The following is a 25,631-nucleotide window of genomic DNA, read 5'->3' on the forward strand; positions in this document are numbered from 1 at the left end:
CTCGGGTCGACGTGGAGCCCATCTGCCAGCACTGCGGCAATGGGCGCCTCGATGCCTGACAGGTCAGGCGCCGTGAGCTCCGCGCGGAGCGGGTCAGCGACAAGCTTTCGACCACTCAGCAATTCGACTAGCACCACGCAGACGCTGTAAACGTCGGAGCGCTTATCGGCTGCTGCACCCGCCGCGACATCGGGCGAGGTGTACAGCGCACCCTCTGCGCCGGTCTGCGTCGCTCCGAAATCCCCGAGCAACGGTGTCCCTGATTCGTCGATCATGATGCTGGCCAGGGATATTCGGCCGTGGACCACACCGCGGTCGTGTGCGTGAGCCAACCCGGTAAGTACACCGCGTACCAATGCCAACGCATCGACCGCGAGAAGCGTGGGCGTCCGTGACAGCACCGAGGGCAATGGCGCTCCCGACACCCATTGCTCCACCAACCACGTTCCCGCGTCGTCATCGAAGGCGTCGTAAACCGACACGATGTTCGGATGCCGCAGAACCGACAGCGCCTCGGCGGTGCGCCGAGCATCGGCCACCGCTGTTGAGCCGTTCACGCTTTTGAGGGCCACGTCGCGGCGCAGACCGGGGTCGAAACCTCTCCACACCGTCGTGCCTGTGCCGTGAACGAGACTGAGCCTCTGGTAATCCCGCACGAGTTCGATCCCTCCGTCGTTCACTGAGGGTATTCAATCAGTAAGCCAGTGCGTTTGCCGCGGAAACCAGTCGCGCAGGGATGGGGCCGGTCTGCGACCTGTTCTGGTCGTCGAATTTTCCACTGGGATTTGCCCTGGCTCAAGATGTTGCCGCCGCTGCGCGACGATAGCGGTTGCTGGATTCTGCGACGTTGTTAGCATCCTGGTATTTCTGCCCGAGGTGATCAGGGGGAAACGTGGAGGGATCTCCGTTCGGGCGGTACGCGCTGATCTCGTTATTGGGTCGCGGCGGCATGGGTGAGGTCTGGCGGGCCCACGACACGGTGACCGACCGGATGGTGGCGATCAAAACCGTTCTCGCCCAGTACTCTGACGACCCCAAATTTCAGAAGCGATTCCTACGAGAAGCGCAAACAGCCGCGCGAACGAACAGTCCGCACGTTATCCCGATATACGACTACGGCGAAATTGAAGGGCGGCTGTACGTCAGCATGCGGTTGATTGACGGTCGCGACCTTCAAGCAGTGCTGGCCGAGGGGCCTTTGCGAGCGGATCGCGCGGTGCGCATAATCGAACAGGTGGCGAAGGCATTGCACGCCGCCCATGAGATTGGACTCGTCCATCGAGATGTCAAGCCCTCCAACGTATTGCTCGACAAGGACGACTTCGCCTACCTAATCGACTTTGGTATCGCCCGCGCGACCGACGACACCCGCCTGACGGGGACCGGCAATGCGATAGGCACGTTCCAATACATGGCCCCGGAACGGATGACCGACAACACCGACGATCCTCGCGCCGACATCTACGCCCTGACCTGTGTGCTCTACGAATGCCTGACCGGCAGGCCGCCCTTCGCCGGGTCCACTAGCGCCAACTTGATGTATGCCCACATGCACACCCCACCCCCGCAACCCTCGACCACCCAACCCGACGTGCCCGCCACACTCGACGCTGTGATCGCCACTGGGATGGCCAAGGAGCCCGATCATCGCTACGCCACCACCGTCGAACTCGCCGCCGCCGCACACCACGCCACGACTACGCCGATTCGCCGAGCCGATGTACCCGCCAAACCAAGAATCCCGTCCGCCCCGAACCGTGCAGTCCCGGGCGGACCACCCAAGCCGGCAGAAGCCCGGCCGACAAATTATTCCCTTCCCAGCGCCCCGCCCATCGACCAGGCCAGCACAATCCCGGCACCTGCCCGACGGCGGGCGTCCACGCCGCCGGACCCACATCGCGCTTCACCAGCGAAGAAAGCGCGGCCAAATCGCAGCGGGTTCGTCTTGGCCACCGTGGCTGCCTTCGTGATCGTTGCAGTGGGTGTGACGCTGATCCTTGCGAAGCACGAAGATAAACGGGAGTCAGTCACCGCCAGTCCCACTGGTCCGTTTACGGGCACGTTCAGTGTCGTGTTTGGTGCTTTGCTGCCCACGTCGGGTGGCGAAATCGCAGCCGCGGCAACGGGGATGTACGCGGTCCGCAGCAGTTGCCCGTCAACAGGATGCGTAGCGACCGCTACATTGAGCGGCCCCGATCCCGAGAAGTCGCTCGTCTTGGACCAGATTGGCGCTCAGTGGGTTGGTGTGGACATCATCGACAAGACGTCAGCACCGCAGAGCTTTCGAATTGCGTGTCCAGAGACTGCTACATCGGAACTTTGGGAAGTCCTCCGGCTAACCCCAAAGCCCGACGGCACGGCTTTTTCCGGTTACGAAACCATCATCGATGCCAGCACCGGCTGCCAAGCCAAGCGGTCCGTGTCTCTAGCGCGAATCGCGGTAGTAGGAGAGGCGAGCGTGCCGGATCCGGCGAGTCAACCGCCACGCACCGGATCACCGGCAGATGCGCTTCATGGCCGATACCGGGTGACATACAACCGCGGCACCGGCATACCAGCCGTGCATGAAGGGCCAGTCTTGACCTCTTGCCTGCGCGCACGGGCACGATGCATCAGCTCTTTTGTCAGCGACCCCGCCGGCCAGACTCAGGTTCTTCTGTGGGTGGACAGTAAATGGTCGTGGAACCTCGATTACAAGGTGGGCTGCAACCTCGACGACAAGCAAGTACAGCTAAAAGCGTCGGCGGAATTTCCTCTTCCCGACCCGCCACAAAATCCCATCACCTTACTCACGGGTCGCGGCTGGGACACTGCAACGGGCGGTACCGAGTGCGATGGACACACTGCTACAACGACTACTTACCAACGCCTCGGGGACTGAGTCACTACTGCGAAATCGGGACGATGTGGGTGCGGTAGCGCAAAGCGGGGCTCAAGAATCGTGCGCACCGACGTCATCGACGCAGCCGGCGTCATCACCGATAGGTGTAAACCATGTCTCGGGACACCTGTCAACGATGTTCCGAGACACGAACTGGTCGGGCTGACAGGATTTGAACCTGCGACCACTTGACCCCCAGTCAAGTGCGCTACCAAACTGCGCCACAGCCCGGTGCCGCCGGCATTCACCAGCAGCAGGTCGACAGCCTACCGCAGAGCCATCGGGCACCCGCGACGCCACCTCGCACCGGGACCATCAGCGACGCTTAGGCCCGCGCTTCTCCCGCACCCGCACATTGATCCGGATCGGGCTGCCTTCGAAACCGAACGTCTCACGCAGCCGTCGTTCCAGGAAGCGCCGGTATCCGGCCTCCAGAAAACCCGAGGTGAACAGCACGAACGTCGGCGGCCGCGCGGTGGCCTGCGTCGCGAACAGGATCCGCGGCTGCTTGCCGCCGCGCACCGGAGGCGGCGTCGCCGCGACGACCTCCTTGATCCACGCGTTCAGCGGACCGGTTGCGATCCTGGTGTCCCATGACGCGAGCGCGTTCTCCATCGCCGGCACCAGCTTCTGCACCGCCCGGCCGGTCTTGGCCGAGATGTTGACGCGCTGCGCCCACCGCACCTGGACCAGTTCCCGGTCGATCTCCCGCTCCAGCAACTCGCGGCGGTCCTCGTCGACCAGGTCCCACTTGTTGTAGGCCAACACCAGCGCCCGCCCGGCCTCGATCACCATCGACAGCACCCGCAGATCCTGCTCGGTCAACGGCTGGGACCCGTCGATCAGCACGATCACCACTTCGGCGGCATCAATGGCGCCGTGCGTGCGGACCGAGGCGTAAAACTCGTGCCCGCTGGCCTGCCCGACCTTGCGGCGCAACCCTGCGGTGTCGACGAACTTCCAGACTTTCCCGCCCAATTCGATGAGCGAGTCCACCGGGTCGACCGTCGTACCCGCGACGTCGTGCACCACCGACCGCTCGTCACCGGCCAGCTTGTTCAGCAGAGAACTCTTGCCTACGTTGGGTTTTCCCACCAGTGCGACCCGGCGAGGACCACCGGCGCGCGGCGCCGCTTCGGAAACGTCGGGCAGCGCCTCGAGCACCGCGTCCAGCAGATCGGCCACACCGCGCCCATGCATGGCGCTGATCGCGTGCGGCTCGCCCATACCCAGTGACCACAAGGCGGCCGCGTCGGCCTCACCCTTCTCACTGTCAACCTTGTTGGCCGCCAAGAACACCGGCTTGCCCGAGCGCAGCAGGATACGAGCGGCGGCCTCGTCGGGAGCGGTGGCGCCCACGGTGGCGTCGACCACCAGAATTACCGCGTCCGCGGTGCGCATGGCCACCGACGCCTGCTCGGCCACCAGCTGCTGCAGTCCCTTGGCATCAGGCTCCCATCCCCCGGTGTCCTGCACCACAAACCGGCGTCCGGTCCACAGCGCCTCGTAGGACACCCGGTCACGGGTCACGCCGGGAACGTCCTGAACCACGGCCTCGCGCCGGCCGATGATCCGGTTGACCAACGTCGACTTGCCGACGTTGGGCCGTCCCACGATCGCCACGACGGGCGCCGGCCCGGCCTCGGCCAGCTCGTCCAGTTCGAAAGCGCTGAGTTCCCAGTCGCTTTCGTCCGCCCAGGTGCCGTCCTGCGTCACCGCATCGCCTCGCTTCGCTGCGTGACCAAATCCAACAGGTGGGCGATCACTTCGTTCTCGGTCATGTCACTGGTGTCGACGACGATCGCATCCTCGGCCGCGCGCAGCGGCGACACCGCACGAGTGGAATCCAGGTGATCGCGCCGGCGCACATCGGCCAGCACGGCCGGGTAATCGTCGGCCAGGCCCGCCCGGACGTTCTGGGCGTTGCGGCGTTGCGCGCGGGTTTCGGCCGAAGCGGTGAGGAAGATCTTCACCGGTGCATCCGGGAACACGACTGTGCCGATGTCCCGTCCCTCCACGACGATACTTCCCGGGCCCTCGGCCATTTCGCGTTGAATGTCGACCAACCGGGTGCGCACCGTCGGAACTGCCGACACCGCCGAGACCGCCCGGGTAACGTCGTCACCCCGGATCTCTGCCGAAACATCTTCGCCGGCAAGGTAAAAGCTGCTGTCGTCAGGGTCGTAGCCGACGGACAGCTGCACGTCCGACGCGGTCTCGCCGACGGCCTCCGCATTCGACGGGTCGACTCCGGCGCGCAGCACGGCCAACGTCACGATCCGGTACATCGCTCCGGTGTCCAGAAACCGTGCCCCCAGGCCGCGGGCCAAACCCTTGGAGACAGAGGACTTTCCGGTGCCGGCCGGACCGTCGATGGCCACGACGAGCGCGCTCACAAACCCACCGCCTTGTACAGTTGACCGACCTCATCCCGACGCAGCGCCCGCACCGAGCCCGGGCGCTGCTTGCCCAGGGTGACCGCGCCAATGTCAGTGCGCACCAACGCTTCCACCGGAAATCCGACCGCGGCCAGCAATCGGCGAACGATGCGGTTACGTCCTTCGTGCAGCGTCACCCGCACCAGCGATTTCCCCGGGATCGAGTCCACTACGGCGAAATCGTCGAGCCGCACCGGCCCGTCCTCCAACTCGATGCCGGCCCGCAATTGCTTACCGAGTCCGCGCGGCACAGCACCCGTCACGGTCGCGAGGTAGGTCTTGGGCACCTCGTGGGACGGATGCATCAACCGGTGCGCCAGCTCGCCGTCGTTGGTCAGCAGGATCAAACCCTCGGTATCGGCGTCCAACCGCCCGACGTGGAATAACTTCTTGTTGCCCCGAACTTTTCGTTCAATGAGGTCACCGATGCAGGGCCGGCCACGATCGTCGGACATCGTCGAGTGCATACCGCGCGGCTTGTTCAGCGCGAGATAAACCAGCGAGTCGTCCAGCACCACCCGGGCGCCGTCGACGCGGATGACCGACTGGTCGGGATCGACCCGGGTGCCCAATTCGGTCACCACCTGCCCGTCGATCTCGACGCGGCCGTCGAGGATCATCTTCTCGGCGGCGCGCCGGGACGCAATTCCGGCCTGAGACAACACCTTCTGCAGGCGCGTGCCCTGCGGCTCCGCGAACTCCACCATCAGTCGTGGTCCACGTCGAACGTCAGTAAAGGATCGGCCGCTTGACCGCCGGCGAGTTTGATGAAACGTGGCTCACTGTCCAGGGATTCGCTGAGGTCGTCGATGGTGTCCACATCGGGCAGCAGCGGTGCGATGTCCGGCAGATCGGCCAACGAGTTGAGCCCGAGGCGTTCCAGGAACAGTTCGGTGGTGGCGAACGTCACCGCGCCGCTGTCCTCGTCGTTGCCGACCTCGGTGATAAGCCCGCGCGCCAACAGGGTGCGCATCACCGCGTCCACGTTCACGCCGCGCACCGCGCTCACCCGGGCGCGAGTCACCGGCTGGCGGTAGGCGACAACGGCCAGCGTCTCCAGCGCGGCGCGAGTGAGCTTGCTGCGCGCGCCGTCCAGCAACAGCTTCTCCACGAACGGCGCGAACCGGGCGCGAGTGTAGAGGCGCCATCCCTCGCTGGTGTGCCGCAGGTCGATGCCGCTGTCGCGTTCGGTGAGCTCGTCGGCCATGAGCTGCAGTTTGGCTGCGACGCGGTAGACGGGCTGACCGGTGGCCGAGGCCAGCGCCTCGGCAGTCACCGGGGTGTCCACCACCAGCAACAGCGCCTCGAGAACCCGGCCGATTTCGTCGGGGTCCATTTCCGCGGGCTCGGCGATGTCCGGGATGCCCGCATCGAGCTCAGAGCTTCCGTTCATCGAGCGGCGCTCCTCCTCATCGCTCCGCTCTGCATCGTCGCGCCGCAGGTCGTTCATCGAGCGGCGCTCCTCCTCATCGCTACGCTCTGCATCGTCGCGCCGCGGGTCGGTCATTGATCTCGCACTTCTAACAGGGATTCGGCGGTCGGTCGCTCGCCGGTCCAGGAAATTTGGAGCACGCCTAGGGGCTCGGACTGGTCGAATGCTACCGCCCGCGAACGATACAGTTCGAGCAGCGCGAGGAAGCGCCCGACGATCTCGACCGGCACCGTGCAGTCCGCGACGAGCTGGGAGAACGAGGCCCACTGGCCGCTGCCCAAGCTTTCCAGCATCGTCAGGATGTGTCTGGCCTGCTCGGGGACCGATACCGGCTGCACGTGCAGGTGTCCGGTGGCCACCGTTGGCACCGGCCGCGGGGCGAAGGCGACCGCGGCGATCTCGGCGAACCGCATGGCGTCCACGCCGAGCATCACCTCGGGCAGCAGGCCCTCGAAACGCTGTTCCAGCGAGACCGAGCGTGGATAGCTGCGTAGCGCGGTCGCCTCGAGTTCGGCGAACATCTCCGCGACGTGCTTGAACGCCCGGTATTGCAACAGCCGCGCGAACAGCAGGTCGCGCACCTCCAGCAGAGCGAGGTCTTCCTCGTCGTCCACCCGCCCGGTCGGCAACAACCGCGCTGCCTTCAGGTCGAGCAATGTCGCAGCGACGACCAGGAACGCGGTGGTCTCCTCCAGCTCCAACTGCGGGCCGATGGCCTTGGTGTAGGCGATGAAGTCATCGGTGACCTGGTGTAACGCCACCTCCGTGACGTCGAGGCGGTGCGCAAAGATGAGCTGCAGCAGCAGGTCGAACGGCCCCTCGAAGTTGGTCAGCCGAACTTGAAAGCCATCCGAGGAGCCGTTCTCGGGTGCCGCGTGACCTTTGTTTTCGCTTCTCACACGCCGAATCGGTCGATGAACTCGCGGGCCAGCGCGCGATAGGCCAGGGCACCGCTGGATTTCGGCGCCCAGGTGGTGATGGGCTCCCCCGCGACGCTGGTCTCCGGGAATCGGACGGTACGGGTGATCACGGTGTCGAACACTAGGTCACCGAACCGCTCCACGACGCGGGCCATCACCTCGCGGGAGTTGACGGTGCGCGGGTCATAGCGGGTGATCAGGATGCCGCTGATGTCGAGCTTGGGGTTGAGCCGATCGCGCACCTTGTCGACGGTGTCGGTGAGCAGCGCCAGCCCGCGCAGCGAGAAGAATTCGCATTCGGTAGGGATGACCACACCCTCGGCGCAGGCCAGCCCGTTGACGGTGAGCAGACCCAGTGAGGGCTGGCAGTCGATCAGCACGTAGTCGTAGCGGTCGAGTACCGGATACAGCGCCCGGGCCAAAGTCTGTTCCCGGCCTACCTCGTTGACCAGCTGAATCTCCGCGGCGGAGAGGTCGATGTTGCTGGGCACCAGATCGAGATTCTTGACCCGGGTGTGCAGCAGCACGTCGTCAACCGATATCCGCGGCTCGACCAGTACGTTATGGATAGTCTTTTCCAGCTCGTAGTGCGGCACGCCCAGCCCGGCCGACAACGCGCCCTGCGGGTCCATGTCCACCAGCAGCACCCGGCGGCCGTATTCGGCAAGCGCGGCGCCCAGGTTGATCGTCGACGTGGTCTTGCCGACTCCGCCCTTCTGGTTGCACATCGCCACGACCTTGGCCGGTCCGTGCGCGACGAGCGGCTGAGGATCAGGAATCGCCCGCGGCGGCCGGCCGGTCAGGCCGAGCTCCGGACCGCTGTCGGGGTGATCGGTCATGCCCGCCTGCAGCAGGTGGTGGCGGGCGTCAGCGTGGACATCGCAGGAAAGTCTAACGGCTGGGCCCGCCTGCGGCGGGAGACCCGCAGGCAACGCACCGAGCGATGCGGTAGTCAGGTCCAGTAAAGGGTCCGGGCGGCGGGCAGCGTCGCGGCCAGCTCGGTCTCAAACCATGAGCGCAGCTCACCCATCGTGTCCTTTGGGTAGACGTATTTGGCCGATCCGTACTTGCCGAACTTGCGGGTCCGTGAGGCCTCGTCCATGTCGAGCTTGGTCCGCGGGTACCAACCCAACAGCGTTTCTCTGCTGCCCTCGGTGAACCGGTGGGTGATGCACTCGACGGTGAGGTCGACGTTGGGGATGTCGACGACGGCGTCGGCGACCTGATGTAGCAGTGCGCTGTATCCCTCACGCCAGTGCGGGATCGGCATGATCGGGGCGATGGTCAGGCCGACGCGGTAGCCGGCCAGCGCGAGCGCGCGCAGGGCGTCGACGCGGCGCGGCAGTTTGGCGGTGCCGCCTTCGAAGCGGCGAGCGATCTCCGCGGCGTTCACCGAGACCCGGACCCGGGTTCTGCCCGTGTGGTGCAGCTCCAGCAGGGGCGCAACGTCGTCGAACTTCGTCGCGAACCGTAATCCGACCGGTGCCGGCCATTCGCGGGTTCCGACGTGGGTGATTGTTGCGGACAGCGAGCCGGTCAGGTGTTCCAAGGCCAATGGATCGGTGTAGCACGACGCTTCGAAGGTGGTGCCCTCCTGTGCCCGCGCTAGCGATGCGGAGGTGACATTGCCACGTCCGATGTGGTCGTCCATCTGGGCCAAGATCTCGGGCAGGTTCGCGTAGACGCGCGTGATCGGCGGTCCGGAAAGCGACCCGGCGAGGTAGCAGTACTGGCAGTGGGCGGGGCAGCCTTCGGCTAGGTCGATGCGCCAGTCCGCGCTAGGTGGAATCGGTTGCAGGCGAAGCTTGCTGGGCGGCGCGACGACCACCGCCAGCGTGCGCTTGGCCAGCGCATAGGCGGCCCGGTCGTTCTCGGCGCGCAGTGGCGGTAACCGGTCGGCCCTGAGAATCTGGATGTCGGTAACACCGGCGGCTTCACAGCGCCGAACGATCTCGGCGCCGTGCGGCAGGTCGGCCGCCGAACGGGTGACCAGAACGCGCGCCGGACTCCACAGCGTCGGTGCATTCAGAGCAGGGGTGGAGGTCGAGCGAGCGGCTGTCATTAGGGTTTTCAACGCGGTGGCGGGTGCTCAGATTCCCGGGCTTATGGTGTCGCTATGGACCTCAAGCGACGCATTCCCCTGCTGCGGTGGTCGGTATGGCGAATGGTTACCGGTGCGCGCAACATCACCAAGACCGGACAGATCGGTGACGGACGGGAAGCGGCCGTCGTCGACTTCGTCTTGGGTACCGCGCGGGCGGGCGATATCGACGACGTGCTGGCCAAGATCGACCAGTTCGCCTACGAAAAGTCGATGTTGATCAACGTCGGTGACGAGAAGGGCGCCATCCTCGATGCCGCCGTGCGGCGCGCGAATCCAGCGGTGGCGCTGGAACTTGGTACTTACGTCGGCTATGGCGCGCTGCGGATCGCCCGAGCGGCTCCGAACGCGAAGGTGTACTCCGTCGAGCTCGCCGATGCGAACGCCGTCAACGCCCGTCGCATCTGGACTCATGCCGGTGTGGCGGACCGGGTGACATGTGTCGTCGGCACCATCGGGGACGGCGGCCGCACCCTGGACGTCTTGGCCGACGAGCACAGATTCGGTTCCGGCACACTGGATTTCCTGTTCCTCGATCATGACAAGGACGCCTACCTGGACGACCTGAAGAGCATTCTGGACCGGGGTTGGCTGCATCCGGGGTCGATCGCTGTGGCCGACAATGTCCGGGTACCCGGAGCGCCGAAGTATCGCGCGTACATGCGCGAGCAGCAGGGCAAGCTGTTCGACACCACTGAGCACAAGGCGCATTTGGAGTATCAGTCGCTGGTGTCCGACCTGGTGCTGGAGTCGACGTACCTGGGCTAGGTTTGCGCGAGCAGACGCAAAAGCCCCCGACACGCCGTGCGTGCGGGGGCCTTTGCGTCTGCTCGCCCTCTTACGTGGCGCGCGGATGGGCGCCGGCCCACACTTCCCGCAGCGCGTGGACTGTGACCATGGTGTAGATCTGCGTCGTGGTCACCGACGCGTGGCCCAGGAGTTCCTGCACCACCCGGACGTCGGCGCCGCCCTCGAGCAGATGGGTGGCGAAAGAATGCCGCAGCATGTGCGGGGACACCCCCGAGGTGATGCCGGCCCGCTCGGCGGCGTCCTGCAATACCTGCCAGGCGCTCTGCCGGGACAACCGGCCGCCGCGGGCATTGAGGAAGATCGCCGGTGTGCCGCGCCCGCGCCGTGCGAGCTCCGGACGGCCCCGCACCAGATACGCGTCCAGCGCCGCCACGGCGGGTCGGCCCACCGGAACCAGCCGCTGCTTACCGCCCTTGCCGCGCAACAACACTGAGCGGGCGTGCGTGTCGATGTCGTCGACGTCCAGGCCCACCGCCTCCGAGATTCGCGCCCCCGTCGAGTACAGCAACTCCAGCAGCGCCCGGTTGCGCAGCGTCAGCGGGCCGTCGGACGCGTCCTCACCGCCGGCGGCCTCCAGCAGCGCCAGTACCTGGTCGATGGACAAGCTCTTGGGCAGTCGCCGCCCCGGGGTCGGCGGTCGCACCGCCCGCGCCACGTCCAACTCGGCCAGTCCCTCGGCGGCGGCGAATCGGTGCAGCCCGCGCACCGCGATCAACGCCCGCGCTGCCGACACCGCGGACAGCGCCGGCGCGCCGGATTCCGGATCTCCGCGCCGCAGCGCCACCAGGAAATCGCTGACGTCGTCTTCGCCGACCTTGGCCAGGTCGTGAATCCCGCGCTCCGCCAGATGTTTTGAGTAACGACGCAGGTCGCGCCGGTACGAGCTCAGCGTGTTGGCCGCGACGCCCCGCTCGATCGCCAGATGGTCGAGATATCCCTGCAGCTGCGCATCGAGCGTCAGGGCTGCCGTCACTGCCCCGCCTTGCGCTTGGCGAACGCCTCCGGCTTGTCGATCCACGGGGTGTCGAGCGGCCGCGGTTCGGCGCTGCCACTGGTGACGGCGTGCGCCGCCAAAATCCCGGCAATCGCGATGGAGTTGACTATCTCACCGCTCATCACCCGTTCGACCGCCTTGGCGAGCGGGAACCATTGCATCGTCATGTCGGCTTCTTCGTCGTGCGCTTCGGGCCGCCCGATGTCGGTGAGCCCGGTCGCCAGGTAGACGCGCACCGACTCGTCGCTGTAGCCAGGCGCGGTGTTCACGTCCAGCAGCACGTGCCAGGTGTCGGCGTGCAGCCCGACCTCCTCCTCGAGTTCCCGCACCGCCGTGTGGTGGGGCGGCTCGCCGGGAGCATCGAGCAGCCCGGCCGGCAACTCCCAGATCCTGCGACCGTAGGTGTGCCGATACTGGTAGACCATCGCGATTTCGTTGTCGTCGTTGATCGCGACGATGGCGACAGCGCCGTAGTGCTCGAGCACTTCCCGTTTGGCGACGTTGCCGCCCGGCATGCTCACCTGGTCGCGGCGCAGTGCGAATATTGCACCCTGGTAGAGAGTTTCAGACGAGACTGTCTGGAAATCGTGCTCACCCACGGGTGGCGGGTTCAGGTAGCGACTGCCCGATGCTGTCTCGATGCTCGTTGCCGTTGGGCGCATGCTGCTCGTGATGTTCGGGAATCTCGACCGGGAGCAGTTCGCCCTCTTGATAGTCGATGGCCGCGCGGACGAATGCGACAAACAGCGGATGCGGCCGGGTCGGCCGGCTCTTCAGCTCCGGGTGCGCCTGGGTTCCGACGATGAAGGGGTGCTGCTCGGGCGGGTATTCGACGAACTCCACCAAATGCCCATCGGGTGAGGTCCCGGAGAACCGTAGGCCGCTCTCGGCGATCTTCTCGCGGTAGGCGTTGTTGACCTCGTAGCGGTGGCGGTGCCGCTCGGACACGTTGGTGGCCTGATACGCCTGCGCCACAATCGAATCCGCATCCAACACCGCCGGGTAGGCGCCCAGTCGCATGGTACCGCCTAGGTCGGCTTCCCCGGCCACGATCTGCTCCTGGTCGGCCATTGTGGAGATCACCGGGTCGGGTGTTTCCGGTTCGAACTCGGCCGAATTCGCTTCGGTCAGACCGACCGAGCGCGCCGCCTCGATCACGATGCACTGCAGGCCAAGACACAGTCCCAGCACCGGCAGTCCGCGCTGACGCGCGTGCCGGATGGCCCCGATCTTGCCTTCGATGCCCCGGATTCCGAATCCACCGGGGATCAGCACACCGTGCACGTCGGCCAGGGCGTGCGCCGCTCCGCTGGGCGTCTCGCAGTCGTCGGAGGCTACCCAATGGATTTCGACCTTGACGCGGTGCTTGAAGCCGCCGGCGCGCAACGCCTCGCTGACCGAGAGGTAGGCGTCGGAAAGATCAACATACTTGCCCACCAACGCAATCCGCACGGTGTCGTGTGGTTCGTGCACGCGCCGCAGTAGGTCGTCCCATTCGGTCCAGTCGACGTCACGGAACGGCAGGTTCAGGCGGCGGACGACGAAGGCGTCCAATTCTTCGCGGTGCAGCACCTTGGGGATGTCGTAGATCGAGGGCGCGTCCGGGGTGGAGATGACGCCGTCGATGTCGACGTCACACATCAGCGCAATCTTGTTCTTCAGCGCCTCGGGGACATCGCGGTCGCAGCGCAGGATCAGCGCGTCGGGGCTGATACCGATGCTGCGCAATGCGGCCACCGAGTGCTGGGTGGGCTTGGTCTTGAGTTCGCCCGACGGCGCCAGGTACGGGACCAGCGACACGTGCAGAAAGAAGACGTCCTCGCGGCCCAGGTAGTGGCGGACCTGGCGGGCGGCTTCCAGGAACGGCTGGGACTCGATGTCACCCACGGTGCCGCCGATCTCGGTGATCACGACGTCGGGACGGCGGCCGTTGGCGTCAGGTTCCGCCATGGCCAGGATCCGCCGCTTGATCTCGTCGGTGATGTGCGGGATGACCTGCACGGTGTCGCCGAGGTACTCACCGCGCCGCTCCTTGGCGATCACGGTCGAATACACCTGTCCGGTAGTGACATTCGCCGAACCGGACAGGTTGCGGTCCAGGAATCGCTCGTAGTGCCCGACGTCGAGGTCGGTCTCCGCGCCGTCCTCGGTGACAAAAACCTCGCCGTGCTGGAACGGGTTCATGGTGCCCGGGTCGACATTGAGGTACGGGTCGAGCTTCTGCATCGTCACCGCCAACCCGCGGGCGGTCAGCAACTGTCCCAGGCTGCTCGCCGTCAGGCCCTTGCCCAGCGAAGAGGCGACACCACCGCTGACGAAGAGGTGCTTGGTGGTGGTTTGCGGATGCTTACGCAAAGAGGCGACCTCCGTGAAGACGGGCAGGGCATAAGTTGTCTAGCCTTTACCAGCTGGGCCTGCCGACCCACGGAAACCCACCCTAACATCCGCCGCGCAACGCCGCGGCAAACACGCCCTAGTGGGGTGCTACTGCGGAACGGTCACCGACGTCGCTCCGTGCCCGGTGCCGTAGTGACCAGGACGGGCGCCGCTGACCAGGTCGTGCAAAGCCAGGATGGCGGTGATTCGGCCGGGTTCGCTGTCGACGTCATCCACGGTGCTGATCGACGCGGCCATGCCGGCGTCGGCACGCGCCACGGCCACAGCGGCACTGCCGCCGGCGGAGCCGTCCCGGCCGGCCAGCACCGCGCCGGAGCCATGCGGGGCCAGGGCTGCGGTGAACCGCGCGACGGTCACGCCCTGGTTGCCGGCATCCGCGGGCAGCCCGCCGCCGGTCACCACCACCGCTGCGTTGGCCGCCGCGATGTGGTCGTTGGGCTGGTAGGTGATGAAACCGGTCTCGCGCAGGGCGGCCAGCACGGTGCTGCGCTGGGTCTCGTCGACGGCCGGCGTCTGCGGATTGGTGTTGGCCAGCAGGGCGATGCCGAGCAGGTCACCGGCCTGTGACCCTTGGTCGACCAGCTTGCTGCTCAGTTGGGTGCCGGCGGGCAGGATCGACGAGTTGACCACCGAGCGCAGTTTCTCCCCGGAATTGGCTTCGACGAACTCGTGGGTCAGCGTCACGGTTCCGGTGACCGACCCACCGGCCTGCCCCACGATCTTGGACACCGCGGCGACGTCGTCGTCTTTGGCATCCGGGGTCCTAAAGAGCACCACGGTCTTGCCCGCCAGCGCGTCATGCACGATGCGGCCGAGCACCTGCGCGTCGAAAGTGTTTGCCGCGCCCAGCTTCTCGTTGAGTGCGTTGCGCTGATCGTTGAGCGTGCTGACCTGGGCAGCGAGGTCACGCTTCTCGTTACGCAGGCTGGACAGCACGGTGTCGGAGAAGAAGCCCGAACCGAGCACGACGCCGATGGCCAGCGCGAGGAATACCGCGGCCAGCGAGATCGCATGTTGGCGTAACGAGATCATGAACTCACGTCCTTATTTACGACACCAAGTGCTGGACCCAGAGAGTGAAGCGGTTCCAGTAGTCGACGATCCAGTGCAGCACCACACCATCGGTTCGAGACACCCACAGCACCACGATGATGGCGATCAGCATGGTCAGTGCGAGCAGCGCGATGGCGCCGCCGGAGATGTGGTTGCGGTAGAGGGTGGCTACCGCCTTGGCGTCCACCAGTTTCTCCCCGACGCGCAGCCTGGTCAGGAAGGTGGACGGGTTGCTTTGCGAACGGGTGCGGTCGAAGAACGTTTCGATGTTGGCGGTGTGGCCGGCGGTGACGAGCAGCGCCGCGCCGTGGTGGTCGGCCAGCAGCAGAGCCAGGTCGGTCGCGGAGCCGGCGGCGGGGAACGTCATGGCCCCCACCCCGAGGTCCTGGATGCGCTCCAGCCCGGCGGCGTGCCCGTCGGCGTCGGCAGGTAACACCACCTGGGCACCGCACTTGAGGACTTCGGTGCTGATCTGATCGGGGTCGCCAACGATCAGCTGCGGACGGTAGCCGGCCTTGCGCAGCACGTCCGCGCCCTGGCCAACCCCGACGAGCACCGGCTGGTACTCCTTGATGAACGGCTTGAGCGCTTTGAGGTCGTCGGCGGCGCTGGGCTCCTCGGAGACGATCACCACGTGGCGGCGGCGCATGTCGACGTCGATGTCGGGGATGCCGATGCCGTCGATCAGCAGCGGGCTCTCGCTGCGGATGAACTCAATGGTGTTGCCGGCGAAGGCTTCCAGGTGAGCGGCCAGCCCGCTCTTGGCCTCGCGCATCAGGTCGGCGATGTCGTGGTCGGTGCGCTCGGTGCCGCGGATCAGGCGGCGGTCCCCGGAGTAGACGCCGCCTTCGTAGAGGCGGATCTTGGCGCCGTCCTTGACCTTCTTGAAGATCTCCGGCCCGGTCTCGTCGATCAGGGTGACGCCGTTGTTGACCAGTACCTCGGGGCCGAGGTTGGGGTACCGGCCCGAGACGGACGGTGAGGCGTTGACGACCGCGGCGATGTCAGCTTCGACCAGGGCGTCGGCGGTGATGCGGTCGAGGTCCAGGATGTCGAGGACCACGATGTCGCCGGGACATACCCTGCGCAACAGTCGATCGATATTGCGGTCGACGCGGGCGGTGCCGATCAGACCGGGCCGGACGGTGTTGCGGGTTAGAAGCGCTGACATCTTCATGGGAGCCGATTCTGTCGGCGAAGGTCGCCGCGGCCGGGGAGGCGCGCCGTAACATCTGCCTCATAAGTTTAAAAGCGTCACATCTGTCACATTTGTATCGCGGGTCTGTTGCGGGCCTTCGCGGCCCCGTCTGCGCGAAGGTGCGCAGATTGCCAGCCGCAACGGCGTGTCCGCGTACATCTACGCACGCTCGCGGGCGAGGTGCGCACGCTCGCGGGCGAGGTGCGCACGCTCGCGGGCGTCCTGCTACCGCTAGGTCCCCGTTCCCCCCGAAGGTGCGCAGATGGCCAGCCGCAACGGCGTGTCCGCGTACAACTGCGCACGCTCGCGGGCGAGGTGCGCGCGCTCGCGCAATGACAGGAAGCTCAGGCCCGGTCGTTCTGCGCGGTTTCCAACAGCTCGCGGGCGTGCGCGCGGCCGCTGTCGGACTCCCCCAGGCCGGCGAGCATCCGGGCCAGCTCGGCCACCCGGTCGTCATCGCTCAGGCGGCGCACGCCGCTGGCGCCTTGGGGCCCTTGGCTGTGCACCACCAAATGCACATCCGCGTAGGCGGCCACCTGGGGTAGATGCGTGACGACAATGACCTGGTGGGTGCGGGCCAGCCGGGCCAGGCGCCGGCCGATCTGCACCGCCGCCCAGCCGCCTACCCCGGCGTCCACTTCGTCGAACACCATCGTGGTGCCGGTGGCCGAGGCCGACAGCACCACTTCCAGCGCCAGCATCACCCGGGACAGCTCACCGCCCGACGCGCTCTTGGCCAGCGGCAGCACCGACATCCCGCGGTGTGCGGCGAAGCCGAATTCGACGACGTCGACGCCATCAGCGCCCGCCCGGACCGACTCGCCGTCGGGCAGGGTCAGCGCGGCGGGATCGTCCGCTTCGGCGTGATCGGTGGCCACGCCGATGGTGAATTCAGCGTCGGCCATCGCCAGGCCGGCCAGCTCCGCGGTCACCTCTTTCGCCAGCTTCTTGGCGGCCTTGCGCCTCACCTTGCTGAGTTCGATGGCGGCCTGGGCTAATTCGCGTTCCAGGTCGTCCACTCGGCGTTGCAGGGCGGCCAGACCCTCTTCCGAGACGTCGAGCTGCGCCAGCCGGTTGCGCGAGTCCTCGGCCCACTGCAACACCCCGTCGATGTCGGCGGCGTACTTGCGGGTCAGTGTGCGGAGTTGGGCTTGGCGGGCCAACTTGGACTCCAATGCGCTGGCGTCCACGGGCAGCCCGTCCAGGTAGTCGCCCAACTCGGCCGCGGCGTCGATCACCACGGTCAGCGCGCCATTGATCTGATCGGCCAGCGCCCGCAGCCTGGCGTCCCCCGCCGATTCCAGCGCGCCCCGGGCGCGGCCCAGCGCATCGGCCGCGCCCAACCCGTCCTCCGAGGAGCTGGACAGCATTTCGCGTGCCGACGCCGCCGCTTCACGCAGCGTGTCGAGCTCGGACAATCGAAGGATGTCGGCGACCAGCTCCTCATCCTCACCCGGTTGGGGGTCGACGGTGTGGATCTCGTTCAACGCGAACTTGAGCCGGTCGGCCTCCTGGGCCAACTCACGGGTCCGGTCGCGGCGGTCGTTGAGGTCGCGCCGCGCGGTAAGCCACGCGTCGCGCAGCTTGCGGTAGCGCTCCAGCGCCGGCCCGGCACCGGCGAAACGGTCCAGTGCACCGCGCTGCTCGTCGGGGCGCATCAACCGCAGCTGATCGTTCTGCCCGTGCAGCGCGAGCAGCTGCGTGGTGAAACCGCTCAGTGACTTCGCGGGCACGCTGCGGCCACCCAAATACGCTCGGGACGGCCCGTCGCGATTGACGGTGCGCAACGCGATCACGCTGCCATCCTCGTCGCGCTCGCCGCCCGAGGCGTCGAGGATCTCGTCGAGATAGGCCGTCACCGCGTCTTCGACATCGCTTGTGGTGAAACGTCCTTCGACGACGGCGCGCTCGGCGCCGGATCGCACCCTGGTGGCGTCGGCCCGCGCACCGCCCAGCAAGTGCAGGCCCGTCACCACCATGGTCTTGCCGGTACCGGTCTCACCAGTCAGCACGGTCAACCCACGGTCGAACTCGGCGGTCGCAACGCTGATGGCACCCAGCGATTCGATCCTTATTTCGGTCAGCACCAGCTATTGCCGTCCGCGCCAACCTGTTACCGGCAACCGGAACTTGGTGACCAGGCGGTCGGTGAACGGCGCGCTGTCCAGCCGCGCCCACTTCACCGGGGTGTTGCACCGCGTGATCTCGAGTCGACTGCCCGCCGGAACCACCATCTCCCGGCGACCATCGCAGAACACCAGCGCATCGTGACCGCTGGCCTCGATCTCGATCGCGATGCTGGCATCGGGGCTGGTGACCATCGGCCGGCCGAACAACGCGTGAGCGTTGTTGGGCACCACCAGAATTGCTTCCAGGTCCGGCCACAGGACCGGGCCGCCCGCGGAGAATGCGTACGCGGTGGACCCGGTGGGTGTGGACACCAGCACGCCGTCGCAGCCGAACGTCGAAACCGGTCGGCCGTCGATTTCCACCACGACGCCCAGCACGCCGAGCCGCGGTCCCTTCTCCAGGCTGGCCTCGTTGAGGGCCCAGCCCTGATCGATGATGTCGCCGTCCTGGCGCACCGAGACATCGAGAGTGAGCCGCTCTTCGACCCGATAGTCCTGCGCCACAACATGTTCGAGTACGACGTCGATCGCCTCGGCCTCGGCTTCGGCCAGGAAGCCGATCCGGCCCAGGTTGACGCCCAGCACCGGAAGGTCGGCGTTGCGGGCCAGTTCGGCCGCACGCAGAAAGGTGCCGTCGCCGCCGAGCACCAGCACCAGTTCGCACCCTTCGGCGACCATCGGGTCCGCATCGGCGACCTCGATGTCGACGCCCATGGCCCGCATGTCATGGGGACCAAGCCGCTGCGTGCCCTTGTCAACCGCTTCGGCGGACAGGGCGCGCAGCGCAATCCCCTTGTCTTGTAACACCTTCTCCACGCGCCGGGCGGTTTCGGTCGCTTCGTCGCGGCCGGTGTGGACGACCATGAGCACGGTGCGTTCGGTAGTCATTGTGGGCCCCCAAATACGACACGTTGTACCGCGTCAACCAACGAGTCACCGGCCAGCGCCCGGTCGCCCTCAGCGCGCAGCCGCAAGAAATATTCGACGTTGCCCGCCGGACCGGGCAGCGGACTGGCCGTCACATCGATCGGATGCCAGCCCAGCTCCTCGGCGCGCCGCGCCACGGTCAGCACCGCATCGGTGCGCAGCGCGGGATCCCGCACCACCCCGCCGGGCCCGACCTGGCCCTTGCCCACCTCGAATTGCGGCTTCACCATGGGAACGATATCCGCGTCCGGGGAAGCGCAGCCAACCAGCGCGGGCAGCACCGTCGCCAGCGAGATGAATGACAGGTCGGCCACCACCAGGTCGACGGGTCCGCCGATCGCCTCCGGTGACAGATCCCGGGCGTTGGTCCGCTCCACGACCACTACGCGTGGGTCGCTGCGCAACGACCAGGCCAGTTGCCCGTACCCGACATCGGCGGCGATCACTTCGGTGGCGCCGCGGTCCAGCAGGACCTCGGTGAACCCACCGGTGGACGCGCCCGCATCCAGGCAACGCCGGCCGTGGACCCGAATCCCGAAGGCGTCCAGGGCCGCGATCAGCTTGTGCGCCCCGCGCGACACCCACGAACGTTCCCCGTCGTCGGCGACGGTCAGGGCCGCGGTCACCGCGACGGCGGTGGCGGGCTTGACCGCGGGCAGGCCGTCGATGCGCACCTTGCCGGCTCCGATCAGTTCCGCGGCCTGCTGACGGGAACGTGCCAGACCCCGCCGAACCAGCTCGGCGTCGACGCGGGCACGCCGCGGCATGCGCCCACTCAGCCCTTCTCCGCCGACTCCAGGGCACGCAGCAGCACGTCGTGCGCCTCGGAGAGGCGGCGGGCGATGTCTTCGAGTTGCTCGAGCGACGGGCCGTCGGCCGCGTCGGCGTCCTCGGGCAACTGGGCCACCAAGGATTCGATTTCCGCGCGAATCTCGTCAGGATCGATAGTCATTGCGCTCCTACGCTAGTAGGGACCAGCGCTTCAGCGCATCGCGGGCCGGATCGTCGCCGGCTTCGATTCCCACATCGGCGGACGCGTTCCAGACCGCGGCGGCCACGACGCGGACCACGGCCAGCTCGTCCGTGGGGTCCTCGTCGGTCGCACTCACGGTGAGAGTGTGGTCGTCGACGTCGACCCGCCAGCCCACCTGCGGCCCCACCCTCAACAACGAAGCATCCTGGTGCAGGGACCGCAGATCATGCCCGATATAGGTGGGCCGCTGTTCGGCATGCGCGAACACCGCGTCGCGCGCCGAATTGACCCCGGTGAGCACCATCAGGCTCGGCAGACCCGCCGCGTTCGCGCCTTCGATGTCGGTGTCCAACCGGTCCCCGACCACCAGCGGCGCCCGGAACTCGCCGCGGCCCACCGCATCCTTCATCAACTGTGGCCCCGGCTTGCCCGCGACCTGAGGTTGCTCCCCGGTGGCGGTCCGCACCGCGGCCACCAGTGATCCGTTGCCCGGCAGCAGGCCCCGCTCGGTGGGCAGTGTCGGGTCGACGTTGGCGGCCACCCACAGCGCCCCCGCCCGAATGGCCAGGGCGGCCTCGGCCAGGTCGGACCAGCCGACCTCCATCGACAATCCCTGGACGACGGCGTCGGGTTCGTCGTCGAAGCGTCGGACCGGACGCAGACCCACCGCGGCGATCTCATCGGCCAGCGCCTCGGTGCCCACCACCAACACCTTGGCGTCCGGTTGCAGTTGCGCGGCCAGCAAGTGGGCCGCGCTCTGCGCGCTGGTCACCACGTCGTCGCTATCGGCCGCGAACCCGAGCTCACGCAGGTGCGCGGCGACCTCGTCGGCGCTGCGCGAAGCGTTGTTGGTGACGAACAGCTTCCGGCTGTCTATCGCATCCAGTGACTCGACGGCACCCTCGGTGGGCCGGTGACCGCGAAAGACCGTCCCGTCGAGGTCCAGCAGCAAGCAATCGTATTGCTGCGCAATTGGTTTCGTGTCAGCCAAGTTCGTTGACCCGGTCTTCGGCATCGGTCACGCCTTCCACGTCGGCAGCGGCCGAGCGCAGGAACCATTGCAACGCCTCGTCCCCGCGTCCGAGCGCCAACAGTGTTTCGGCATAGGCATAGAACAGCCGAGCGGCCGTCGAGCCGGTCCGGGACGGGTCCAGCGCGGGAGTGGACAACACGGTCAGCGCCTGCTCGAGCTGCCCCAGGTCGGCCCGCGCGCCGGCCGCGACGATGCGCAACTCGTCGGCGTCGTCGCCGGTGAGCTGGGCCGCCTCGGGGCTGCGGGCCAGGTCGATGGCGCGCTGCGGTCGACCGAGACCGCGTTCGCAGTCGGCGATCAGCGCCAGCAACGCGGACTTGCTGCCCATCCGGCGTGCGGCGCGGAATTCGGCCAGCGCCTGGCCCCAGTCGCCGCAGTGGTACGCGGCGATCCCGACGGCCTCCCGGACCGCGGCGATCCGGCTGGCCCGTACCCGGGCGGCGCGCGCATGGCTCAGGGCGGCTTCCGGGTCCTCGTCGAGCAGGCCGCCCGCGGCTACCAGGTGGCGGGCAACCGTGTCCGCGGTGGTCCGGTCCAGAGTGCTCAGTTCCCGACGGACATCGGGTGCCAGTTGCCGGGCGTCGATGTCGTCGGGAATCGGCGGTCCGGCCGCGACGGTGTCGGCGAGCGCTTGCCGGGGTTGGGCAGGGCGCGCCCGGCCCGGCCCGGAGCGCCGGGGGGGGCCGGCGGATGGCGGTCGGGGTCGCCGCTCATTGCCTCCACGCCTGTCATCGGCCACCCGCTAGAGGTTACGGGTAGGCCCATGAGGCTCACAAACAACGCCGTGGGTTAGGCCTGCAGTCGGTGCGGCAGCATCGGCGCTATCAACGCAGGGCAGTATGTGGCGATCGCCACAATGGTGAACGCTGCGGCCCGGTCTCGCGACATGCCGTTGAGCTCAGCGATTTCGGAGACGATCGTGTCGAAGTTGCCGCCCGGCTGGAACGCCCTCGGGCAGACCGAACGCCCCGTCGCAATAGCGGTCTCCGGCTGGCTGTAGGGGATGCCGGCATTGGTCAGGCCATTGAGGAAGGCGTTCCCCAGTATGTCGGCGTGTATCGGCGCCGCCACGCTGGCCGAAACACCGAACACGCCTGCGGCAAGCGCCAGCAGTCGGAAAGCGATCGCGGGTGCGGTCATCGTGACAACAGTGCTGAACGACTGTCACATACACGACACGATGAGGTAAAGGTTTGCACACTAAGGCGTGTCCTCCGATCGGTGGACGTCGCACCTGGCCGGATGGGCGAACCGAATTTCCCCCGCCCACCAGCCGGAAGTGGGATAGCTGAAGCGGCGGCCGGGCCGCAGAATTGGTTTCGTAGCAAGGAGATAACAACCCACATTGTCAGCGGGGTCTCATCGCCGCCCCCTCCCCCTCGCGATGGGACCCCGCTGAATGCTACAGCCGTTCGACTCCCGCGACGTTCCGTTTTCCGCGCCGCAGCACCAACCAGCGGCCGTGCAGAAAATCCGTTGACTGTGGCGACCATTCGTCGCTCGTGATGCGAATGTTGTTGACGGACACGCCACCTTCACCGATGGTGCGCCGCGCGGCTTTCCGGCTCTCGGACAACCCGGTGGCCACCAACAGGTCGACAATCCCCTGCGGCTCACCGGGTTTGAGTTCGGCGACCGAGGTTTCGCGCAGGGCCGCCGACAATGTGGCTTCGTCGAGACGGTCCAGCTCGCCCTGCCCGAACAACGCCCGGCTGGCGTGTTGGACGGCTTCGGTGGCCGTCTCGCCGTGCACCAGGACGGTCAGTTCGGTGGCCAGCCTGCGCTGGGCGGCGCGCTGTTGTGGGCGCTCGGCGGTGGCCTGTTCCAGCTCAGCGAGTTCGTCGGCCGACAAGAAGGTGAACCAGCGCAGGTAGCGGATCACGTCGGCATCGGCGGTGTTGACGAAGTACTGATACCAGGCGTACGGGCTGGTCATCTGTGGGTCCAGCCACAGGCTGCCGCCGCCGGTGGATTTGCCGAACTTCTTGCCGTCGGCGGACGTCACCAGCGGGAGGGTGAGTGCGTGCACAGCGGCACCGAGTTTCTGGCGTACCAACCGGACTCCGGCGATGATGTTGCCCCACTGATCCGATCCGCCGATCTGCAGCGAGCAACCGTGCCGCCGGTGCAGCTCGACGTAGTCGTTGGCCTGCAACAGCATGTAGCTGAATTCGGTGTAGGAGATGCCCTCGCCCTCCAGGCGGCGCCGGACGGTGTCGCGATCCAGCATCACGTTCACCGAGAAATGCTTGCCGATGTCGCGCAGGAACTCGATGGCCGACATGCTGGCCGTCCACTCGAGATTGTTCTCGACGATCGCACCCGTCGGCGAGTTGTCGAAGTCGACGAAGCGCTCCAGCTGACCCCGGATTCGTTCCGTCCACTCAGCGACCGTGTCGGCCGAATGCAGGCTGCGCTCACCGACTTCGCGCGGGTCGCCGATCATCCCGGTGGCACCACCGGCCAGCACGATCGGCCGGTGACCGGCACGTTGAAAGCGCCGCAGGGCCAGCAGCGGCACCAGGTGCCCGGCGTGCAGGCTCGCCGCGGTCGGGTCGAATCCGGCGTAGACGGTCAGCGGACCGCGCTGCGCCTCGGCGGCGAGCGCATCGAGGTCGGTGGACTGTGCGATCAGCTCACGCCAGCCCAACTCGTCGAGGATCCCGTTTCCCATGGCTGAGAGTCTTCCAGGATGCGCGGCGGGCCGTGCGCGCCGGATGCCTGCCATCCGCTCAGGATGATTCCAGCGGGGCGTGCATGGTCAACGGCCAAGAGCCCTCACGCGGCACGGCGCCGGACGGTCGGCCGTGGAGTAATTTGCGGAACGACATGGACAATCGATTCTTTCCGCTGGTGGTTGTGGCGGTCATGCTGGCGCTCGGCCTTACCCTCACCGTTGCCGACTTTCAGCGAGCCGCCAAGCTACGCCGCCCATTGGCGGTGGCACTGGTGTGTCAAGCCGTCGTGCTGCCGGGACTGTGCTTGCTGATCGCCGAGGGGCTGAATCTGGAACCGAACCTGGCGGTCGGACTGATGCTGATGGCGGCTTGCCCCGGCGGAATGCTGGCCAACGTGCTCAGCCACTTGGTGAACGGCGACCTGGCCCTCAATCTCACGCTGACCGCCGTCAACGCCGTGCTGTCGATCTTCGCGATACCGGCGATCCTGGCCGCCTCGATGGCATGGTTCCTCGGTGAAGGCCGGTTCATCCCGCTGCAGTTCGACAAGTTCTTCGCGGTGTTCGGGGTGGTGCTGATCCCTACCGCGATCGGGGTCGCGATCCGGCACCGCTTCGCGGATCTGGCGCGGCGGTTGCAGAATCCGGTCCGGGTCGTCGCCGCGGTCCTGTTGGTGGTGGCCCTGTTTGCCGGGGTGGCGGGCGGCCGGTCGACGTTGCTGCGCAACTTCGGCGTCCTCAGCCTGGCGATCGTGTCCTTCTGCACGATCAGCCTGACGGTCGGCTACCTGGCGCCCCGCTGGATGCGGTTGGAGCCTCGCCAATCCATCGCGATCAGCTTGGAGATCGGGCTGCACAACGCCGTGGTGGCGGTCGGCATAGCGATGAGTCCGCAACTGCTCAACAACGCCGAAATGGCCACGCCGGCCGCCGTTTACGGGCTGATCGCGCCGTTCATCGCGCTGGCATTCGTGTTCACCGTGCGCCGCCTCGACCCCGGGTACCGGGCGGCGAACCGGCAGCGGACCTAATCGCTGGCACCGGGCGCCGGCGCCCGTGGGCTGCGCCGGTACGCCGACACCTCGGGCCGGCCGGCCAGCCACAGTCGCCAGGGCCGGTCCGCGGCCTGACTGACCCCCACCCGGGGCCCCGCCGTCGCCGTCAGCGGCGCGCATAGCTGCACCGTCACGGCACTGGCGGGATCGAACACGTCGATCCCGTTGTCGTCCATCGTGATTCCCAGTGCTGAGCACAGGTTCCCCGGTCCGCGCCCCAGCGCCGCGTCGCGAACCGCCGCACCGCGACGGCTCCGGGCAACGTCCAAGCCATCCTCGATGACGCACGCCCGGAGCAAGACGGCCGCAGCCGTGCCATCTGGGCCGCACGAGACGTTGGCGCAGACGTGGATGCCGTGGCTGCGGTAGGTGTACAGCCGCCCGGGCGGTCCGAACATGACGGAGTTGCGGGCGCTGCGCCCACGGTAGGAATGCGCCGCGGCATCCGGCCAGGGCCCGTCCGGCACCCCGCCGTACGCCTCCACCTCGACGATCACGGCGCGCACGCCCCTGCCGGTCAGGGCGGCACCGAGCAGCCGGCGCGCGGCGGTGAGCGGGTCCACCAGCAGTTCCGCGGCCGGTCCCGATGCGCTCATCGAACTGATTGTGCCCG

25 protein-coding genes and 1 tRNA gene are annotated in these 25,631 nt (G+C 67.1%); 3 read left to right on the forward strand and 23 right to left on the reverse strand.

Annotated elements, in window-relative coordinates; all coding sequences use genetic code 11:
• Positions 1-680, reverse strand: a 680-nt coding sequence (locus tag A5645_RS01430; protein WP_155767798.1) for a serine/threonine-protein kinase, incomplete at its 3' end; no start/stop codon positions are given.
• Positions 681-892: 212 nt separating this feature from the next.
• Here A5645_RS01430 and A5645_RS01435 point away from each other — a divergent pair.
• Entirely contained in the window at positions 893-2,881 is a 1,989-nt protein-coding gene (locus A5645_RS01435; RefSeq protein WP_065128259.1) for a serine/threonine-protein kinase, read from the forward strand.
• A 154-nt stretch (positions 2,882-3,035) separates the two neighbouring features.
• On the opposite strand, the gene A5645_RS01440 is transcribed toward A5645_RS01435, so the two are convergent.
• From A5645_RS01440 to A5645_RS01475, 8 genes are all read right to left on the reverse strand, one after another.
• Positions 3,036-3,112 (reverse strand) — tRNA-Pro (locus A5645_RS01440).
• 84 nt (positions 3,113-3,196) lie between these two features.
• Positions 3,197-4,597, reverse strand: a complete 1,401-nt coding sequence (der, locus tag A5645_RS01445; RefSeq protein WP_065128260.1) for a ribosome biogenesis GTPase Der — start codon at positions 4,595-4,597, stop codon at positions 3,197-3,199.
• A complete protein-coding gene (gene cmk, locus A5645_RS01450; RefSeq protein WP_065128261.1) occupies positions 4,594-5,277 on the reverse strand; it encodes a (d)CMP kinase in 684 nt (227 codons plus the stop codon). The genes der and cmk overlap by 4 nt, the downstream gene beginning before the upstream one ends.
• Entirely contained in the window at positions 5,274-6,026 is a 753-nt protein-coding gene (locus A5645_RS01455) for a pseudouridine synthase (RefSeq protein WP_065128262.1), read from the reverse strand. Before A5645_RS01455 ends, cmk begins: the two co-directional genes overlap by 4 nt.
• Positions 6,026-6,712 (reverse strand): SMC-Scp complex subunit ScpB, encoded by a 687-nt coding sequence (gene scpB / locus A5645_RS01460; protein WP_065128287.1) that lies wholly within the window; start codon positions 6,710-6,712, stop codon positions 6,026-6,028. The genes A5645_RS01455 and scpB overlap by 1 nt, the downstream gene beginning before the upstream one ends.
• A 110-nt stretch (positions 6,713-6,822) precedes the next feature.
• Positions 6,823-7,659 (reverse strand): segregation/condensation protein A, encoded by an 837-nt coding sequence (locus tag A5645_RS01465; protein ID WP_155767799.1) that lies wholly within the window; start codon positions 7,657-7,659, stop codon positions 6,823-6,825.
• Positions 7,647-8,510, reverse strand: coding sequence for a ParA family protein (locus A5645_RS01470; RefSeq protein WP_065037088.1), 864 nt, complete (start codon positions 8,508-8,510; stop codon positions 7,647-7,649). The genes A5645_RS01465 and A5645_RS01470 overlap by 13 nt, the downstream gene beginning before the upstream one ends.
• Positions 8,511-8,623: 113 nt before the next feature.
• On the reverse strand, positions 8,624-9,733 hold the full coding sequence (locus tag A5645_RS01475) for a spore photoproduct lyase family protein (RefSeq protein ID WP_065128264.1): 1,110 nt from the start codon (positions 9,731-9,733) through the stop codon (positions 8,624-8,626).
• A 54-nt stretch (positions 9,734-9,787) separates the two neighbouring features.
• Between A5645_RS01475 and A5645_RS01480 the strand changes: the two genes are divergently transcribed.
• Positions 9,788-10,540: an O-methyltransferase gene (locus A5645_RS01480; protein ID WP_065128265.1), complete on the forward strand. Its 753-nt coding sequence runs from the start codon at positions 9,788-9,790 to the stop codon at positions 10,538-10,540.
• A gap of 70 nt (positions 10,541-10,610) precedes the next feature.
• On the opposite strand, the gene xerD is transcribed toward A5645_RS01480, so the two are convergent.
• From xerD to tyrS, 13 genes are all read right to left on the reverse strand, one after another.
• Positions 10,611-11,543, reverse strand: coding sequence for a site-specific tyrosine recombinase XerD (xerD, locus tag A5645_RS01485; protein WP_155767803.1), 933 nt, complete (start codon positions 11,541-11,543; stop codon positions 10,611-10,613).
• Positions 11,544-11,551: 8 nt separating this feature from the next.
• Positions 11,552-12,175 carry an NUDIX domain-containing protein gene (locus tag A5645_RS01490; protein ID WP_065128267.1) on the reverse strand — a complete coding sequence of 208 codons (624 nt, stop codon included), beginning with the start codon at positions 12,173-12,175 and terminating at the stop codon, positions 11,552-11,554.
• Complete coding sequence (gene pyrG, locus A5645_RS01495; protein ID WP_065037093.1) at positions 12,168-13,931, reverse strand: CTP synthase; 1,764 nt, start codon at positions 13,929-13,931, stop codon at positions 12,168-12,170. The genes A5645_RS01490 and pyrG overlap by 8 nt, the downstream gene beginning before the upstream one ends.
• 129 nt (positions 13,932-14,060) lie before the next feature.
• The gene (locus A5645_RS01500; protein WP_065128268.1) at positions 14,061-15,005 is read right to left on the reverse strand and encodes a copper transporter; all 945 of its coding nucleotides are present in this window, start codon (positions 15,003-15,005) and stop codon (positions 14,061-14,063) included.
• 16 nt (positions 15,006-15,021) lie between these two features.
• A complete protein-coding gene (steA, locus tag A5645_RS01505) occupies positions 15,022-16,203 on the reverse strand; it encodes a putative cytokinetic ring protein SteA (RefSeq protein WP_036360545.1) in 1,182 nt (393 codons plus the stop codon).
• A 365-nt stretch (positions 16,204-16,568) separates the two neighbouring features.
• Positions 16,569-18,311 (reverse strand): DNA repair protein RecN, encoded by a 1,743-nt coding sequence (recN, locus tag A5645_RS01510; protein ID WP_065128269.1) that lies wholly within the window; start codon positions 18,309-18,311, stop codon positions 16,569-16,571.
• A gap of 3 nt (positions 18,312-18,314) precedes the next feature.
• Positions 18,315-19,241 (reverse strand): NAD kinase, encoded by a 927-nt coding sequence (locus tag A5645_RS01515; protein WP_065037096.1) that lies wholly within the window; start codon positions 19,239-19,241, stop codon positions 18,315-18,317.
• Positions 19,238-20,047, reverse strand: a complete 810-nt coding sequence (locus A5645_RS01520; protein WP_065128270.1) for a TlyA family RNA methyltransferase — start codon at positions 20,045-20,047, stop codon at positions 19,238-19,240. The genes A5645_RS01515 and A5645_RS01520 overlap by 4 nt, the downstream gene beginning before the upstream one ends.
• A gap of 8 nt (positions 20,048-20,055) precedes the next feature.
• Positions 20,056-20,232: a hypothetical protein gene (locus A5645_RS27480; RefSeq protein ID WP_099051115.1), complete on the reverse strand. Its 177-nt coding sequence runs from the start codon at positions 20,230-20,232 to the stop codon at positions 20,056-20,058.
• 7 nt (positions 20,233-20,239) lie between these two features.
• Positions 20,240-21,268: an HAD-IIA family hydrolase gene (locus tag A5645_RS01525; RefSeq protein ID WP_065128271.1), complete on the reverse strand. Its 1,029-nt coding sequence runs from the start codon at positions 21,266-21,268 to the stop codon at positions 20,240-20,242.
• Entirely contained in the window at positions 21,237-22,025 is a 789-nt protein-coding gene (locus tag A5645_RS01530; protein ID WP_081288101.1) for a tetratricopeptide repeat protein, read from the reverse strand. Before A5645_RS01530 ends, A5645_RS01525 begins: the two co-directional genes overlap by 32 nt.
• Positions 22,026-22,075: 50 nt before the next feature.
• On the reverse strand, positions 22,076-22,426 hold the full coding sequence (locus A5645_RS01535) for a DUF732 domain-containing protein (protein WP_065037099.1): 351 nt from the start codon (positions 22,424-22,426) through the stop codon (positions 22,076-22,078).
• A 262-nt stretch (positions 22,427-22,688) separates the two neighbouring features.
• A complete protein-coding gene (tyrS, locus tag A5645_RS01540; RefSeq protein ID WP_065037100.1) occupies positions 22,689-23,960 on the reverse strand; it encodes a tyrosine--tRNA ligase in 1,272 nt (423 codons plus the stop codon).
• Positions 23,961-24,115: 155 nt separating this feature from the next.
• On the opposite strand from tyrS, the gene A5645_RS01545 reads away from it, so the two are divergent.
• On the forward strand, positions 24,116-24,994 hold the full coding sequence (locus tag A5645_RS01545; protein WP_065128272.1) for a bile acid:sodium symporter family protein: 879 nt from the start codon (positions 24,116-24,118) through the stop codon (positions 24,992-24,994).
• Here A5645_RS01545 and A5645_RS01550 read toward each other — a convergent pair.
• On the reverse strand, positions 24,991-25,614 hold the full coding sequence (locus tag A5645_RS01550) for a DNA-3-methyladenine glycosylase (RefSeq protein ID WP_065037102.1): 624 nt from the start codon (positions 25,612-25,614) through the stop codon (positions 24,991-24,993). The genes A5645_RS01545 and A5645_RS01550 overlap by 4 nt on opposite strands.
• Positions 25,615-25,631 lie beyond the last annotated feature (17 nt).

The sequence above is a fragment of the Mycobacterium asiaticum genome (assembly GCF_001673635.1).
Lineage (GTDB): Bacteria > Actinomycetota > Actinomycetes > Mycobacteriales > Mycobacteriaceae > Mycobacterium > Mycobacterium asiaticum_C.

Coding starts and splice junctions, on each gene's coding strand:
- A5645_RS01455 (WP_065128262.1), bottom strand. CDS start 6,026: ATGGTGGAGTTCGCGGAGCCGCAGGGCACGCGCCTGCAGAAGGTGTTG.
- scpB (WP_065128287.1), bottom strand. CDS start 6,712: ATGAACGGAAGCTCTGAGCTCGATGCGGGCATCCCGGACATCGCCGAG.
- A5645_RS01470 (WP_065037088.1), bottom strand. CDS start 8,510: ATGACCGATCACCCCGACAGCGGTCCGGAGCTCGGCCTGACCGGCCGG.
- A5645_RS01475 (WP_065128264.1), bottom strand. CDS start 9,733: ATGACAGCCGCTCGCTCGACCTCCACCCCTGCTCTGAATGCACCGACG.
- A5645_RS01480 (WP_065128265.1), top strand. CDS start 9,788: ATGGACCTCAAGCGACGCATTCCCCTGCTGCGGTGGTCGGTATGGCGA.
- A5645_RS01500 (WP_065128268.1), bottom strand. CDS start 15,005: ATGATCTCGTTACGCCAACATGCGATCTCGCTGGCCGCGGTATTCCTC.
- steA (WP_036360545.1), bottom strand. CDS start 16,203: ATGAAGATGTCAGCGCTTCTAACCCGCAACACCGTCCGGCCCGGTCTG.
- A5645_RS01515 (WP_065037096.1), bottom strand. CDS start 19,241: ATGACTACCGAACGCACCGTGCTCATGGTCGTCCACACCGGCCGCGAC.
- A5645_RS01520 (WP_065128270.1), bottom strand. CDS start 20,047: ATGCCGCGGCGTGCCCGCGTCGACGCCGAGCTGGTTCGGCGGGGTCTG.
- A5645_RS27480 (WP_099051115.1), bottom strand. CDS start 20,232: ATGACTATCGATCCTGACGAGATTCGCGCGGAAATCGAATCCTTGGTG.
- A5645_RS01525 (WP_065128271.1), bottom strand. CDS start 21,268: ATGCCGAAGACCGGGTCAACGAACTTGGCTGACACGAAACCAATTGCG.
- A5645_RS01535 (WP_065037099.1), bottom strand. CDS start 22,426: ATGACCGCACCCGCGATCGCTTTCCGACTGCTGGCGCTTGCCGCAGGC.
- tyrS (WP_065037100.1), bottom strand. CDS start 23,960: ATGGGAAACGGGATCCTCGACGAGTTGGGCTGGCGTGAGCTGATCGCA.
- A5645_RS01545 (WP_065128272.1), top strand. CDS start 24,116: ATGGACAATCGATTCTTTCCGCTGGTGGTTGTGGCGGTCATGCTGGCG.
- A5645_RS01550 (WP_065037102.1), bottom strand. CDS start 25,614: ATGAGCGCATCGGGACCGGCCGCGGAACTGCTGGTGGACCCGCTCACC.